At 49.7% G+C, this 16,057-nt stretch carries 15 protein-coding genes; 6 read left to right on the plus strand and 9 right to left on the minus strand.

The window, feature by feature from the left end:
- Positions 1-69: 69 nt before the first annotated feature.
- The 4 genes from OC537_RS14585 to OC537_RS14600 all read right to left on the minus strand — a co-directional run bounded on the left by OC537_RS14585 (position 70) and on the right by OC537_RS14600 (position 4,843).
- On the minus strand, positions 70-885 hold the full coding sequence (locus tag OC537_RS14585; protein WP_262112303.1) for a hypothetical protein: 816 nt from the start codon (positions 883-885) through the stop codon (positions 70-72).
- 294 nt (positions 886-1,179) lie between these two features.
- Positions 1,180-2,385, minus strand: a complete 1,206-nt coding sequence (locus tag OC537_RS14590; RefSeq protein ID WP_262112306.1) for a hypothetical protein — start codon at positions 2,383-2,385, stop codon at positions 1,180-1,182.
- 328 nt (positions 2,386-2,713) lie between these two features.
- A complete protein-coding gene (locus OC537_RS14595) occupies positions 2,714-4,039 on the minus strand; it encodes a hypothetical protein (protein ID WP_262112308.1) in 1,326 nt (441 codons plus the stop codon).
- Between the two features lie 60 nt (positions 4,040-4,099).
- A complete protein-coding gene (locus OC537_RS14600) occupies positions 4,100-4,843 on the minus strand; it encodes a metallophosphoesterase (RefSeq protein WP_262112310.1) in 744 nt (247 codons plus the stop codon).
- 92 nt (positions 4,844-4,935) lie between these two features.
- On the opposite strand from OC537_RS14600, the gene OC537_RS14605 reads away from it, so the two are divergent.
- Positions 4,936-5,643, plus strand: a complete 708-nt coding sequence (locus OC537_RS14605; RefSeq protein ID WP_262112312.1) for a hypothetical protein — start codon at positions 4,936-4,938, stop codon at positions 5,641-5,643.
- On the opposite strand, the gene OC537_RS14610 is transcribed toward OC537_RS14605, so the two are convergent.
- The gene (locus tag OC537_RS14610; protein ID WP_262112315.1) at positions 5,635-6,831 is read right to left on the minus strand and encodes a hypothetical protein; all 1,197 of its coding nucleotides are present in this window, start codon (positions 6,829-6,831) and stop codon (positions 5,635-5,637) included. The two genes, OC537_RS14605 and OC537_RS14610, sit on opposite strands and share 9 nt — an antisense overlap.
- The gene (locus tag OC537_RS14615; RefSeq protein ID WP_262112317.1) at positions 6,828-7,748 is read right to left on the minus strand and encodes a serine/threonine-protein kinase; all 921 of its coding nucleotides are present in this window, start codon (positions 7,746-7,748) and stop codon (positions 6,828-6,830) included. The genes OC537_RS14610 and OC537_RS14615 overlap by 4 nt, the downstream gene beginning before the upstream one ends.
- Positions 7,749-8,643: 895 nt before the next feature.
- Here OC537_RS14615 and OC537_RS14620 point away from each other — a divergent pair.
- On the plus strand, positions 8,644-9,414 hold the full coding sequence (locus OC537_RS14620) for a substrate-binding periplasmic protein (RefSeq protein WP_262112319.1): 771 nt from the start codon (positions 8,644-8,646) through the stop codon (positions 9,412-9,414).
- 48 nt (positions 9,415-9,462) lie between these two features.
- Here OC537_RS14620 and OC537_RS14625 read toward each other — a convergent pair whose 3' ends face one another.
- A complete protein-coding gene (locus OC537_RS14625; protein WP_080675244.1) occupies positions 9,463-9,585 on the minus strand; it encodes a hypothetical protein in 123 nt (40 codons plus the stop codon).
- A gap of 351 nt (positions 9,586-9,936) precedes the next feature.
- Between OC537_RS14625 and yjbD the strand changes: the two genes are divergently transcribed.
- From yjbD to OC537_RS14640, 3 genes are all read left to right on the plus strand, one after another.
- Positions 9,937-10,221, plus strand: coding sequence for a DUF3811 domain-containing protein (yjbD, locus tag OC537_RS14630; protein ID WP_162519186.1), 285 nt, complete (start codon positions 9,937-9,939; stop codon positions 10,219-10,221).
- 393 nt (positions 10,222-10,614) lie between these two features.
- Complete coding sequence (gene cspA, locus OC537_RS14635) at positions 10,615-10,827, plus strand: RNA chaperone/antiterminator CspA (RefSeq protein WP_025328559.1); 213 nt, start codon at positions 10,615-10,617, stop codon at positions 10,825-10,827.
- 307 nt (positions 10,828-11,134) lie between these two features.
- Positions 11,135-13,090: a ligand-gated channel protein gene (locus OC537_RS14640; RefSeq protein WP_262112324.1), complete on the plus strand. Its 1,956-nt coding sequence runs from the start codon at positions 11,135-11,137 to the stop codon at positions 13,088-13,090.
- Positions 13,091-13,162: 72 nt separating this feature from the next.
- On the opposite strand, the gene OC537_RS14645 is transcribed toward OC537_RS14640, so the two are convergent.
- Positions 13,163-14,548, minus strand: a complete 1,386-nt coding sequence (locus OC537_RS14645) for an ATP-binding protein (RefSeq protein ID WP_041204391.1) — start codon at positions 14,546-14,548, stop codon at positions 13,163-13,165.
- A 7-nt stretch (positions 14,549-14,555) separates the two neighbouring features.
- A complete protein-coding gene (locus OC537_RS14650; RefSeq protein ID WP_234570127.1) occupies positions 14,556-15,278 on the minus strand; it encodes a response regulator in 723 nt (240 codons plus the stop codon).
- A gap of 200 nt (positions 15,279-15,478) precedes the next feature.
- Between OC537_RS14650 and OC537_RS14655 the strand changes: the two genes are divergently transcribed.
- A complete protein-coding gene (locus OC537_RS14655; protein WP_106885609.1) occupies positions 15,479-15,835 on the plus strand; it encodes a hypothetical protein in 357 nt (118 codons plus the stop codon).
- Positions 15,836-16,057 lie beyond the last annotated feature (222 nt).

Raw genomic sequence — 16,057 nt, forward strand, 5'->3', positions numbered from 1 at the left:
TAATGTCGATTGCTTTAAATACACCTTTCAATAGTCACAACACAATAGTCCTAAACGGTAAATCCGTTACTACTTAGGAAATAACAGGGTTAGCTGTCCTCTAATGCCCCAACCCTCATATCCATTTTCTGGTGACTCAGCCCAATATTTGCCTGCAATAGCAAATTGCATGATCTGAGATCCTATTTTAAAAATCTGCCCAGCTTGTACGATCACAGGCACTGACCACTGACTTGCATGCCAGTCATAGGTTGATTCCGTATACATACCGATGGTTGTATGTGTCTCAGTTGTATAACTAAAAAAAGGTTGTAATGATAAGACATTCAAATCGTCTCTATCATTATCGCCAGCCACAGACCAAATTTGGCTAGCTAGCAGTCCAGCAGTCCAGGGCCCAGACTGCTTGAGCACCACACCCGTTGGTCCTAAACCCCATTTCTCTGTACCAAGGACGCTTTCACTCGCAGTGGGCAGCAGCTCAACTGGGCCTACGCCCCATATCAAGCCTCCGTCAGTAGGTTCTTTAGGAGAGAAAAATTGGCTTGCAGTGCTATCACCTGTACCTGACTCGTTTAAAATGTCTGATTTAAAGCCATGTTGTTCGACACCTTGAATGATCGTCCTTGTGATCAGGTTCCAATCCTCAGTGAGTGAGAATGGGATTACGGGTTGAATGAACAGCCGACTAACAGCTGCACCAGAGTTTGAACCGCCTAGCTCGTCATCGTTGTACTGAATTGGGACGCTGATCAGTGAAGCCACAGGATTTGCGAGCTTCTTTGCTAATTCAGTCGCAGACTTGCTATCCGAGGTCGCGGGGCTATCAACAGCCCATGTAGAGGCTGCTATGCCAAAGAAAAAGAGATATCCATAATTTTTCATATTGCATGCTCCATGCACGCCATTCAAAGCTGATTTTCAGCTAAAACGCAAACTCTGTGTTTTATTTGCCACTTGACGACATAAAAACCATACAGGCTAACTTTAATTGAATGAATAATTACAGTGTAGAGCGTAACAGACCAGTATAGTGTGACGCTTTTACCATTTTTGGTGTGCCGTCATGAAGCTTATGAGCGGCAAGCCTGTACAACTAAATAATAACTATTCGTGATAAAATTAAGACTGCAAGATATGAGGCCCTGTTTGTGCTTATGGTGACATGAGTAGTGCACTTTAGAGAATGATTCCTATTACTCTGTCGAGAATTACTTCGAACGAGAACAAGGTAAAGAGAAGAGGTATAAAGGGTATCAACGTCGCCGTGATAAGCTGCATGATCATATCGCGACTAAATGGAAGTGGACGAATTTCTTTTATCACCGCATAAGCATTACCTAGATCTGCCAGAGACTGAATATCGGCAGAACCCAATAGTGTCTCATTGTCTCGACTATTACTATGCAACCATCGATGCTCAAAATCTCGGGTATATTCAGCGGCCAAAACACCGTATTCACGTAGCCCTTGTCGCTTGGCTTGCATGATCTGGGTGGCAAAAACAGTAAGTGGAGCAAGCACGAGCACTAAACCAAACACCACAATCAGAGCAATCTCCGGTTTATAGGCCGTGAGCACGGCACCATCATGCAGAATGCGATTTAAGATATAACCCGCTAGTTGTACGCCAAAGACCATCAGCAGCGGGGAGTAGGCATAAGCTGATGTCCCTAGAAAACCGAGTCCAGCATTACGGTCTGGATGTGTTGGGATGAGCTCAAGGGGAATGCGTGACAGTTGCCACAGTAGGCGACCCCAGATGAATATGCGGTAGAACCAGCGCAGCATAAGAAACTGGGTGATAGGGATGCTAATCCAGAAAAACCAGATACCAGCGAAAGATAGATGCTCCTTACCATCACTTAGAGTGATGTACCAGGTTGATGCTTCCATCACAAAGGTGCTGGTGCGAACGAAATAGCCACTAGAGAATACAAGTAACAGCAGGATTAATTCAGCAGCCACAGAGTTACGCCACGCCATCGCATTGCTTATTACACGGTGAAAATCAGCAAGATTTGGCTCTGGAACAAGGCGGCGTTCCAGAAACTGGGCGACGATGCTACGTATACGCTGGTGTACGATCAGCTCTGCAAAAACCAAGAGCGGGACACTAATCAGAAAACGGGTCTGGGATTCAATGTCCAGTAAGAAAGGAACAGCAACCCCACTAAGCAAGGTGCCTTCCCAGGTGCAGAGCAGCAGAAGTGGGATCCAGCACAGCCCACTAAGCACCAAAATCCTTAGTCGGAGATGGGATGTTACATCGCCAAGATGAGCGCGATTTAACAATTGGTAAAGTGGACCACCCAATACCAGAGAGAATTGCTCCAGTGTTGTCGTGGAGGAGGAACGGTCTTCTGTTGGCTGTTGTGAAGACATGATTGTTCACCTTGTTACTGTACACGGCGGGCGAGACCGAGCTCCTCTCAGCGCTAGCATGCAGCAGTGCAGAGATACCCACATGGGGACTTCCACCCAACTACGTTCAGTTATAACGCTCTCAGAAGGCTATAATCAATGGTGTAAATGACTGAATTTTTTCTGTTTTGTGCAGAGTGTCAAATATGTGTGGTTGATATAGGTCGCTACTGTTCAAGCGGACTGATGCTCTTGAGGTCAAAAAATACCTGGCAGTGCTGTCAGTTGATGGTTGAATAGGAGGCGGTTCTCAGGTGAGAAATGGATATGTACAATCTGTATATGCAAATCATGGTATTTTAATAAAAGAGCCATATTTTCGTCTTAAATCATCTATGGCTTTAATTGCCTTCCTTTCTTTTTCCTCTAGCGTTTTTATCTCATTTGATTTTTCTTTTAGCCACTGTGAAAGCATTACTTGAGCCTGTTCTCTTGATTTAACATCAACGATGTTGGCCAAGTTTTTGTATCTTTCTGTTAGAGCATCCTCTCGTTCTTGTATTGAAATGAGACTATCATTTAAATTTTTCTGTATCAGATCTAAGGAGACTGAACGGCTACGTATTTCAACCTCTCCGGCATCAAACCGAGCTTCTTTGTCTCTAATTGTTCTATTTATATCGTCAACCTGTGAATAAAACTCTGCCTTAAGTTCATCTAAATTGAGAAGTGCGGTTAGTAAGTCTTGCTTTTTATCAATTTCATCTTGTATATGATAGAGACGGTCTTTTAATTCCATTTCAAAGCTTCTGTATTGATCTTCCAATAGGATCATTCTTTCCTGTGCCTCTAAAATGGACGACTCTTTATCAATCCTTATTCTATCCCACTGTTTAAGAATTGTGTTTGCATTACTTTCTGCATACCGAGCCTGCTGAATCACTTTTTGCATATCGCTTAGTTCTGATTCTCTCGTATTTTTTATCGCATTGTATTCTACATTAAGTCTTTTAACCTCTGCATGATGCTTTGAACTCAAAGATGAATACTGATGCTGTAAAGATAATAACTGTTGTCTATTATGGGGGTATATCATTTCGGAGAAGTAGCCAACAGGGGCTACTGATATCCATTTTTTTGGGCATTTTTTTAAATAATCTCTGATCTCTTCTTTTGAGATTATCTCTCCTTTCACACGAAATCCACTCAGGTCAAGTTCAACGCAGGTTGCATTCACCCTCTTTAGTTCTTTAATTTTCCATCTATCACAAAAGTGCGTAACTGCAACTTCGATGAGAACCTTCTCTCCCTCGATGAACCCAATTACATCAGGTATAACTCTGCCCTCATAAACCTCACATACCATCTCATCAAAGACTATGTTTTTATGTATGGGGTTTATAGTTCCAATAGGCAGTAACAACTGCCTATCCGTTGCTAAAACCTCTTTAGCCAAGATATGTATTTCTGTTTCTGGCTTCCAGCTACAGGCATTCTGTTCGATAGAATTAGGCTCATGAGAAAAATAATGGGCTTTAACTTGCCCTTTCATTGCCCAGACAGCTCCCTGGCAACCGATGCATGTGCAATTACATGCTTTTCCACTAACAACGTCTTTGACATCAACGATATGACCTTTGTCATCAAGGGCGCGAGTCATCAGGATTCTTGCCATCTCTATCTATCCACAAAGGAAGTTATGAACTAAAAAATGTAGTTTAATAATGATATCACTTTAGATTAAAAAAATTTGTGAAGTTGTACACGTGAATGCAGTGGCATGTATGAACTCAAACTCTCCTTTCCTAATTTTACAAGCCGTGAGATGTGGATTGTTAATGCGTTCACTTGGAGAGTAACCAGAACCCGTATCTAGAAATAGTTGATTCCCTACAAATCGTGGGTAGTCCACAGGGGTATGTCCAGCAATAATATAATCAATTCCTGAGATGGAATTTTCTTCCTCAGATGAAATGACACTTCGCCCCCACAGGATCTCACGCCGACATTCATTTAAAACAGAGTCACAGATCGGCCATGTCTTCATTGGAACCTCAGAGTGAATAACCCCAATATGATAATCTTCAAGCTCTACTGATAAAGTAAAACTCAAATTTTTCACAATAAGGTCTCTACACTCCTGGCGCTCCTCGTCCGTAAGGGAAAACCACCATTTTCCACCATTCCTTTCCCAAATAGAGCGTTTATATGGCGATGAATTATCTTCATCAAGAATGAACTCTTCATGGTTACCGACAACAGAATAAAACCAACCTTGCTCAGTTAACCTCAAACACTCTAGTGAACATGCTCCACGGTCAACTAAGTCGCCAGTGCAAATTACTCTATCAATATCAGGGTTAAATTTCACAACAGACAAAATTCGTTTCAAAGAAGTAATTTGCCCATGTAGGTCGCCAATAAAATAATCTGTTCCCAACATATTTTTCTTGAGTATCTTGTGAGTTGTAATATTCATTCCGCTCATTGCAGCCACCAAAAAAATATGGAATACTTAAACATAATACCCTATAATGTTTTATTGTATATGATAATGAGAAAGAGTTGAATATGAGTCCACTAATTACAATAAAATCAGCTTCATTGGCGAACATTGATAGTTCGCAAGATGCTTTCGACTCAGAGTTTGCTCTTGTAAACAGCTTGCAATCTCTTGTGAGAAAGCAATTCAAGAAAAATATTGGTTTTGAAAGAGAGTTCGACTGTGGTTTTGGCATAGCTGATGCAATCATCTTCGAGTATAGGAAGAGAAAAGCAGCCTTAAACTTGGGGCAGATCACACCTTCTTGGGCATACACGCTTAAACAATTGCCCTTAAAAACTAACTTTGATGCTGAGCACATTTCTAAAATTTCAGGTGCATCTCTCTCACTATCGAAAAAAGCGATCAAGGAATTTGTTGATGCAGGTTATTGCAAGCAGAAAGAAAATGGCATTTATGTAAAAGTAAAAGAGCCTGAAAATATTGTAGATACTATAAAGGCCGTAGAAGCAAAGCTAAAGGATTGGAAACGAGCTCTTTGGCAAGCGAGTCGTTATAAAACTTTTGCTAATGAAAGTTGGGTTGTACTTGACAAAAAACATGCAAACCCTGCAATAAAAAATATTGATGAATTTAAACGTTATAATGTTGGATTGGCAACCATCTCTATAGAAGGTGATTACTTAGTGCATTTCTCCCCTGTTGAAGAAACGCACTTTTCTGAAATCGCCTACTGGAAAGCGAATGCGATGATTGCTCAATCCTTATTAAACTAAATCATTGGATTGTGCAAATATGCGAATTGCATTGCTCCAAGTGCTCAGATGATCCCCATTGCCGTGTTTATCAAGCCTCAATGCATGGCTACTGATTTCATCATGTAGGTCTATAGCTTCATCAATCCACTCATTCAGCTTTTTATACCGTCCTTGAATGCTCAAGGATGAAAGCTCATCTATTTGGTCACTAAACGCTTTAAAATAGTGCTTATACAATATTGCCGAATTAAATGCAGGGTCTTTTGTCAGTTCAAATGCCTCATCAGATTCATCTGATGCGGTATATATCTTACTCCAAATATGAGGGTATCTATCCTTCAGAATTTTAGCCTCATCAAAGTTGATCCAGTTCAACAGTTTAGGAAGATAAATCCTAGCTTTTGGCCCTCTTCTATCCCCATCTGTGACGATGAATTTATCTAGAGAAAACATTCTAGTATTCTCGAATGCACCTATAGTTAAACTGATTTCACCAGCAAGTGTATACAGCAATGACTCAGTATTTGAATACCCAACAAGAACCTCTAAGTCTGCATCATAAGATGCCTTAATAACATCCATGTACTGAGTCAAAAACGTCAGGTCATTTATTTGCTTTGTACCCCTATCATGTTGACAAAACATATATACGCCATCAATTTCAGGGTAGCTTGTAATCCAGTTTAGAACCTTATTTCGATACTCATTGCTATTCACCATTGATGAAGTCATGGGAACAGTCAGCAATACCTTTTTACTACCAAGTGGATCTTGTTTCTTGATCTGCTCAAGAAATGGATGTACAAATTGTTGAGATTGACCATCGATATACTTGTCATCAAAGTATTCATAAAATCTTGCTGGTATGATGAGTTCCAAAAAATCATTTTCCAACTGAAACTCAATACATCTTTTCGCTGCTTCATAAGATACAGCCATAAAATCAATTGTTGAAAAGCCTTTTTCCCCCATAATCGAATTTGGAAAGAAACTATATGATTGTAACTTTTGTTTTTGAGAGCTAGGTAAGTAAAATTGCGGATCAAACAATGATGCTGACTTTAGTTTATTACTGTAATCAGACACATTTTTACATGTCTCATGAACTGGACTAAAAATTATTCCATCACCTATCTTATCCTTCTCGAAAGAATCTCTATTCCAGTTAGCACAGTGCCCTGATTGATGAAACAATCGTAAACTCATACCCGCTCCTTAATTGCATTCAATTCATTGGTGATTTTACTTGGAACACGATATCTCAGATATGGTTCTTTGCTCATCATCTTTTCAATTATATTCGATAAGTCTCTATCAACCCCCTTTTTATGTAACGCATCAGGAGTGTGCCTGCATACTCGATCTAATATTTCATCATTATAGTTTGTGCCATCAGAAACCATAAATGGGTGCTGTCCAGTTAGCATCTGGTAACAAATAATACCGATAGAAAATAGATCACTCTTGAATGAGATATCTCTCTTTGCATTTTTAGCTTGCTCGGGGCTCGCATAGGCAGGTGTACAGGGCCCAAAATCACAGAAGCTATACGTTACGCCAGCAGAGCCTTCTTGCCGTAATAGACCAAGATCTATAATGACAAGAGAACCATCATCTTTAACTAAAATGTTGTCTGGTTTTAAGTCCCTATGTACTAATTTTTGTGGATGGCCCCATAAACACTCCATTGCAATAAGTATCTTTTCTAAAAATGAGATAACTGCTGACTCATTATTATAGCAACTCATTAAATTCGTTAATGGCTGAGCATTCATTCTTTGCTCTATACTCACGAACTTAATCGGGTTCAGTGGCTCCTCAGTTTCTGGGTGGAGAGTGATTGCTTCATGAAAAAATAGTCGAGGAAATGATTGACTTCGGATTTGATTAAGAACTTCAACTTCTTTTTCCATGTATGAGATGGTTGTTCTTGATGTCACACTCGACATTTTAAGAACAACCTCTCCCCACTTATCACAATTTTCAGGTTCGATATCTGAGCATCCAGTAAAAATGCCAAAGTATACAGCCCTTTGACCAGATGCCTTAGGTACACCGGTTATTTCGAAATTTGGGTACAAGGCCCTTATCAATTCGATGGAGTCTTGATTTCCTTCTAGCATTAGCAAATCCCTCGCAAGGCTGAATAGAAAAAGATCTACTACAATATTTTTGTATAAAAATATATAATTCTGTTTGCAGGCTTTGATCTTCGTCAAGATTCAATTAGAACTAATGGGCGGGCTCATCTTTTCACTTGACTATTGTTTGAACTATCACTGTTTTACCCCATGGGCGACACGCTCTGATAGCATGTACCAATCCAGTAGGCCATGACTTCATTCTGGAGGTACGCCTGATGGTGAATACATGTCGTGGGGTGATTACAGCTGCTATTGTGCGGTGGGGTTAAACTCCAAGCAGCAGTCTGTTACTTTCCAACTCACACAGTCATAGGTCATTCCGCGAGTCGCTGACGTTATCTCATGCGTTCACTTGCTATTCGGTTCAGCTCGGTGTCTTCGACCAGCGCCTGGTTGCAGACAAAGAGATCGGGTGACATGCATTTGAAGGCAGGGTAGTTGTCGCTAAGGATGACAACATCAGAGCCCCGAGACATCAGAACTGGTGTAGTATGACCTCTATAAGCAGAGGAAGACGTTCGAAAAGTTGTGTAAACTTTTTTATCGTAAATGCATCAGATATTGACACAAACTGCATTAATGATACGTTTACTGCGATTTAAGGACATGTGGGTTAGATAGCAAAGTAGATAGAAGCTGTGGTTACTTGCCTTGCACTCAACCAACTCACACACACAGTGGAATTTACACTGAAAAGTTCCTGCCCTTCCGTTCTAAATCGACACCTAGGCCCTGATGACTCAGGGCCTTTTTGTCTGTTTCTGACGCATTCATCCCCTCCCTCATCATGTTGTTGCGACGATCCACACCTTACCCTCTCCCTCGCCCTGACTTGTGGCTATTCTCGGGACGAGTCACTTCCCCGAGAACCTGCATGAATCACCTTGGTCGCCTGCTGTGCCTCATCTTGCTGGTGTTTGCCGCCCCTCTGATCGCCAAGCCGCTGCGAGTGGGGGTGAGCTTCGCCATCCCTCCTTATGTAATCACGCACGAGAATCGCGGCATCGAGCTCGATCTCATGCGCGAGGCGTTCGCCGGCAGCGATCATGAGCCCGAGTTCATCTATCTGCCTCTGGAGCGGACCTTCCGCATGCTGGAGGAAGGCAAGCTGGATGCCATTATCAACGTCAGACCCGGCATGCTGAGCCGCGCCCACCTCTCCCAGGCGGTGATCACCTTTCACAACCGGGTCTTTACCCTCGACAAGACGGCGTTCAAGAGCATGAGGGATCTGCAGACGCTGCGAGTCAGCGCCTTCCAGCGGGCCAGGCAGATCCTGGGAAAAGAGTTCGCTGGCATAGTCGATCAGAACCCCCACTACGAGGAGGTGGCGAGGCAGGAGGGGCAGGTTCAGAAGTTGTTGCTGGGGCGCACGGATGCCGTGATCCTGGAGCAGAGGATTTTCTACTACTACATGGCACAACTGCTCGGGCAAGCAGAGGGCGGCGAGCGCTATCAAGCCGACCGGATCCGACAGCATGATCTCTTCCCCCCCACCCGGTACCACTTCGCCTTTCGCCAGGCGGCGCGGCAGCAGTGGTTCGATCGCCAGTTGAGCAAGATGAAGGAAGATGGCCGCTATGAGCAGATCTTTGCCGACTATGGCACTGGCTCATCCGACAGAAACATAAAAGCCAGCCCATGACGGACTGGCTTGATACTGGCTCCAGAGGAACAACAGTGTAGTGGAGCGTTACTTCATCGCGCCGCCATTTTTCAGATCAGCTTTCTGACGTTTGGCCTCGCGCTTCTCTTTCAGTGACATCTGCGGTTTTTTCTTGGCATCTTTGCCGTGATGCTGTTCTTTGTTGCTCATCATCAGACTCCAAAAATGTTACCAGGACAGTTGGAATCAAGATTCCAGCATGCCATCCGAATCATAGATCACAGTACGCTAGCAGTGACGATCGAGGATCGCACTGGCACCAGCATACCCCCAGCCTCCACCGGGATCCAGCCTCGCCGGACAACGGCGCCACACAGGGTATGGACCTCGTCATCCACGCCCCGACAATCTGGGACAAACCGCCACAACCGGCTCGCATCAGGGCGAAAACCGGCAGGAAAACGCACTCAACTTGCCCTTTTGGGGTCAAGAGGACGATTACATAAGAGTCGGCCCCCGGAGTGTGTTAGGGTGAACCATCACCTGCCGCAGGAGTGCGCCATGAAAAAGCTGGAAATGAAAGATCTTACCGAGGCCGAAAAAGCCGAGATCACCCTGTTGTTGCAGAAGGCCCAGGCCCATGCCGATCACACCCTGACCAATGGGGAACGTAACAAGATCCGTGAGGAAGGGCGCCTGAAAATCGCCGAGGATCGCGCCAAGGCAGCCAAGGCGGCCTCCGCACTGGCGCGGGAGAAGGCCAAGGAGCGAGCCAAGAATCAGGTGCTGCCCGAGACCTTCAACTGGGCAGACTCTGTCAGCAACAAGTACCGCAGCAAGCGATAATTTCTGTCTCCCATGTCCGGATGCTTTTGCTGCCACCCGGACATGGACCTGCATACTTCCCTTTTCCATACCGGAAATTGTTAGATAACCTTCTGGTATAAAACGATTTTATCAAGATAACACGCTACCACCTCCTCGCCTGGCAGGAATTAATACCAAGATAAAGATTGCCATGGCGGAGTGAGCGTGTTCTAATCGATTTCGATGGTTCGGTAGTTCAGACCTGATTATGTTAGGCAGTCATTTTAAAGCAGTGATTTGTGCATAGAGTTGTCCCAGATGATTCTCGCCAAATAATTCTCCTTCTTTAGTGCTCCCCATACGTATTGCTGACGAAAAATCATGGATTGCTACACACGTAGCGTTTCAACATCACTATTCAAGGAAATTATTATGTCTAACAAAATGACTGGTACCGTAAAGTTCTTCAACGCTGAGAAAGGTTTTGGCTTCATCTCCCCGGCTGACGGTGGCAAAGACGTGTTCGTACACTTCTCCGCTATCCAGTCCACCAGCTTCAAAACCCTGGACGAAGGTCAGCGCGTTGAGTTCACCATCGAGCAAGGCCAGAAAGGCCCGGCTGCTGCCAACGTAGTTGGTCTGTAATTCAAGCCAGGAAGCCTTTTCGTCAATCGAAAAGTCCTTCTGCAAGAATTGAAAAAACCCGCCTCGGCGGGTTTTTTGTTATCTGAATTCCCATCATTACCTCTCTCCCCTGCCAAAACTGCCCCCTCTTACCGAACAAAATACAAATGATAACCAATATCAATTGCATTTGATTCTTATTTGCCTAGAATGCCTGCCGACAAATGTCATCCATTTGAGGCTCAGCTCCGCCGTCCCAGTGCGACACCAAGATCCCGGGACACTAAAGCGGGTTGAGAAACTTTCCTTCCCAGGAGTTCAGGTTTTCATGACTAACATCCCCATTACCCCTCTCGCCACCCTGATCGTCGCCGCACTGGCCAGCCAGGCCCACGCCAGCCAGAACGAAGTCATGGTGATCACCGCCTCGGGTTTCCAGCAGAAGATCGAAGACTCTGCCGCCTCCATCTCGGTCGTGACCCGGGAACAGCTGGAGAAGCGCGCCTACCGTGACGTGACCGACGCCCTGAAAGACGTCCCCGGAGTGGTGATCACCGGGGGTGGCAGCAGCAGCGACATCAGCATCCGCGGCATGGGAGCCAAGTACACACTGATGCTGGTGGACGGCAAGCGGGTCGACAGCCGTGGCACCCGTCCCAACAGCGACGGCCCCGGCATAGAGCAGGGCTGGTTGCCGCCGCTGCAAGCCATAGAGCGGATCGAGGTGGTGCGTGGCCCCATGTCCTCCCGCTACGGCTCGGACGCCATGGGGGGCGTCATCAACGTCATCACCCGCAAGAGCACCAGCATGACGGCATGGCAGGGGTCGGTGCATGCCGACAGCACCTTCCAGGAGAACAAAGCCTCAGGTGATCTCTTCCAGAGCGATGCCTACACCGCCGGCGCCCTGGTGGACGGGCTGCTGGGGATGCGCCTGAACGGCCAACTCTCCTATCGCGGCGAAGATCAGTTCGAGAATGGCTTCGCCGAGCAGGAGATGCGCAGCGGCACCGCCGTGTTCAGCCTGACCCCGGACGAGCACAACAGCGTCGACTTCGAGGTGAGCCGCGGCCTGCAGGACAGGGATCGCACGCCGGGTGAGTCCATTTCGGCCAAGGCCAAACCCAACCAGAGCACCTACGAGCGCACCAACTACGCCATCACCCACGACGGTCGCTACGACTTCGGCTCCTCCACCAGCTATCTGCAACGGGAAGAGAGTACCAACCCGGGTCGGCAGATGAAGATGATCAACACCATAGCCGACACCCATACCCAGATCATCCTGGGGGATCACTACCTCAGCGTCGGCGGCCAGTACCGCTACGAGGATCTGCAGGATCAAGGCAACCAGCTGAATGTGGCCAACCGCGCCGACCAGCTGACCCGCTGGAGCTGGGCCCTGTTCGTGGAGGACGAGTGGGCCCTGACCGACAGCTTCGCCCTCACCGGCGGCGTGCGCATGGACAGGGATCAGAACTACGGCAGCCACTGGAGCCCGCGTCTCTACGGGGTCTGGCACCCCGCCGAGTTCTGGACCCTGAAGGGCGGCGTCTCCACCGGCTACCGCTCCCCCGATCTGCGCATGTCAGCGGCCAACTGGGGTCAGGCCACCGGCGGCGGCACTCAGGATGGCATGCTGGTCGGCAGCCCGGCCCTCCAGCCGGAGAAGAGCGTCAGTGAGGAAATCGCCCTGCTGTGGGATGGCAGACAGGGGCTCAACGCCGGGCTGACCCTGTTCAATACCGACTTCAAGGACAAGATTGCCGAGACCCGTCGCTGCACCAGCAAGCAGGATCCCGCCTGCACCCTGAACGGTCACAGCTATGACTTCATCAGCGATCGCATCAACGTCGACGAGGCCAACATGCGCGGGGTGGAAGGCACGGCCAACTGGGCCATCAACCAGCAGTGGTCCCTGGCTTCCAGCTACACCTTCACCCAGTCCGAGCAGAAGAGCGGCCCCATGGCGGGCCTAGCACTGAACCAGATGCCGCGCCACATGTTCAACACCACGGTCGACTGGCAGACCAGCGAGGCGGTCGGCCTCTGGTCCAGGGTCAACTTCCGCAGCAAGACCTCGGACTACCTGAGCCGGGTCAAGATGGCCGAGGGCACCCCCTCCTACACCTTCTTCGACACCGGCCTGGTCTACAAGGCCAATCAGGCGCTGAGCGTCACCGCCGGCATCTACAACCTGCTGGACAAGAGGGTGGATTACGCCAGCTATGGTACAGTGCTGGATGGACGCCGCTACAACCTGGGGCTGACCTACCAGTTCTGATCCTCTCGGGTGCGAGAGACGCAAAAGGCCCGCCGAGTGCGGGCCTTTTCATGGGCGACGGAATAGGAACTGTCAGCGCGGCAGGCTGATCCTGGCCTCCAGGCCGCCCTCGGCACGGTTGTGCAGGGTCAGCTCGCCGCCGTGCTGATGCACCAGGGTGCGGGCGATGGCGAGCCCCAGCCCCACGCTGCCCGACTCCGTATTGCGGGCCTCGTCGAGACGCACGAAGGGTTTGAACACCTCCTCCAGCTGGCCCTCGGCTATGCCAGGCCCCCGATCGCAGACCAGGATCAGCAGCTCGGATTCGGTTCGCTCCAGGGACACCTCGGCCCCGCCCGCATACTTGATGGCGTTGCCGATGAGGTTTTGCAGCACCCGGCGCAGGGTATTGGCGCGGCAGGCATAGACCTGCTTGCCCTGTGCCAGGCAGATGACGGGTTGACCGGTATCCGCATAGTCATCGCACAGGCTCTCCAGCAGGCTGACCAGATCCAGCTCCCGGGTCGCCTCCTGCTGCCCCTCCTCCCGGGCGAAGCTCAGAGTCGCCGCCAGCATCTGCTCCATCTGTTGCAGGGTCTGCTGGAATCGCTCCTTGTCCTCGCCGTCTGCCAGAAACTCGCTGCGCAGCCGCAGGCTGGTGATGGGGGTACGCAGGTCATGGGAGATGGCGGCCAGCATCCGGGTCCTGTCCTGCACGAAGCGATCGAGCCGGGTGTGCATGCGGTTGAAGGCCTGGATGGACTCGCGGATCTCGGTGGGCCCCTCCTCGCGCAGGGGCTCTATGTCCTCCCCGCGCCCCAGCCTGTCGGCGTTGGCGGCCAGCTGTTTGAGGGGCAGGGTCGCCCGGCGGAACAACCAGATCATCAGGCCTATCACCAGGCTCGCCACCAGCAGCAGGTTGAGGGTGGTCTGCCAGGACCAGCTCACCGCCTCCTTGTCCACCAGGGAGCTGAACTGCAGCCAGCCCCCGTTGGGCAGCTGGATGGAGCCATAGAGCCGCATGTCCTGGGGCGGCGGCATGCCGTTGCGATCCTTCATCATGCGGTTATGGTGCTGCCAGGCCCGGCTGCGCTGTATGTCCTGCTTCAGCTCGGCGCTGATCTCCACCGACAGGGACGACGGATACCCGAGCTTGGCCCGCACCAGCTTCTCGAAGCGGGGGCTGCGGTTGTCCGGTTGCAGCGGCTCGTCGGCCAGACGCAGCAGCAGGGTCTCGCTGCGGCTCGCCTTGAGGATCTCGTGATAGAGGGAAGGGGGGGAGAGGGAGAGCAGGCGCACCACAGAGATGATCCGCTGCATGGCGTTGCGGCTGTTGACGTAGCCGAGCGCCTCCTCCCGATCCGAACGGTAGATCTGGATGCTGAGCAGCTGGATCAACACCAGTCCCGCCAGGGCCACCAGCACTATCTGGCCGGTCAGCCCCTTGGGCAGCAGCCTGGCGAAGAAGCCCTTGATCATGCCGGCCTCACTCCTGGGTCACGTCGGCGGCGAACAGGTAACCGCCGCCCCAGATGGTCTTGATGAGCTCGGGATTCTTGGGATCCCGCTCCAGCTTGCGGCGCAGCCGGCTCACCAGCGTATCGATGGCGCGATCGAAGGCGACCGCCTCCCGGCCACGGGCCAGATCCAGCAACTGATCCCGGCTCAGCACCCGCTGGGGCCGCTCCAGAAACACCTTGAGCAGATCGAACTCGGCGGTGGAGAGGCTCATCCCCACCCCCTCCTCGTCCACCAGCTCGCGGCGATTGATGTCGAGCAGCCAGCGATCGAAGCGCAGATCCCGGGTCAGGGTCTCGGGGACGGGCTGGCTCTCCACCTGGGTGCGGCGCATCACCGCCTTGATGCGGGCCAGCAGCTCGCGCGGATTGAACGGCTTGGCGAGGTAGTCATCGGCCCCCATCTCCAGCCCTATGATGCGGTCCGTCTCCTCCCCCATGGCGGTGAGCATGATGATGGGCAGACGGGACTTCACCCTGAGCTCGCGGCACAGAGTCAGGCCATCTTCCCCCGGCATCATCAGATCCAGCACCAGCAGATCGAACTCCCGCTCATCCAGCAGCCGCTTCATCTCCTTGCCATCCCGGGCACAGCTGACGCGCATGCCGTGTTGTTCCAGAAAGCGCTTGAGCAGATCGCGGATCTCGCTGTGATCGTCGACCACCAGAATATGAGGGCTGCCTTGGTTCATCATTGTCTCTCCCGTTATCGAGCTGGGGCGATTATACGAGAATCAATCGGGCGGGTTGTGTCAAAGTGTGCCAGAGCGCCAAGATGCCACACTCTGCTACAAAATAGGCTTCAACTGGCAAAATTCAGACACTTCCACGGTGTTTACTGGATACCAAGGCGAAACAGCCTCTACCCGTATTCATCCGACAGGAGTTACCCATGAAAAAGCTGACCAAGACCCTGCTGACCGCCACCCTGATCCTCGGCCTGCCGCTCGGCGCCTATGCCGCCAGCGAGGCTGTCTCCACCGCCCAGCCGACCCAGGCCACGGCGGCCGGTTGCCCCATGGACGGTTCCGGCATGATGGGCGGCAAGCACCACGGCGGTCGCCACGACAAGATGGCCCGCATGAAGAACATGACCCCGGAACAGATCCAGGCTCACCTGCAACAGCGCTACGACAAGATTGAAGATCCGGCCAAGAAGGCGGAGTTCGTGAAAAACCTCGGCCTGCGTGCCGACGGCATGATCAAGCACGCAGAGGTGATGAAGCAGTTCGCAGAAGCAAATCAGTAAGTCGAGGCGATGAAGCAGTTCGCAGAAGCGAACCAGTAAATCGACGCAAACCAGCAAGCAAGATAACGACAGGGTGGCCATGGCCACCCTGTTTTTTTCGTGTCCGCTCAACTGCCCTGCCCTGCGGCTGACGCCGCCATGACGCCACTTTTCTGCCTCCCTGCACCGGGATATGTGAGCGATAACAAACGTTTTATTTTCGAAATAGCTAATAATGGCGGC

Origin of the sequence: Aeromonas sp. Marseille-Q5825 (genome assembly GCF_946892685.1) — a bacterium.
In the GTDB taxonomy this organism is placed as follows: Bacteria; Pseudomonadota; Gammaproteobacteria; order Enterobacterales; family Aeromonadaceae; genus Aeromonas; species Aeromonas rivipollensis.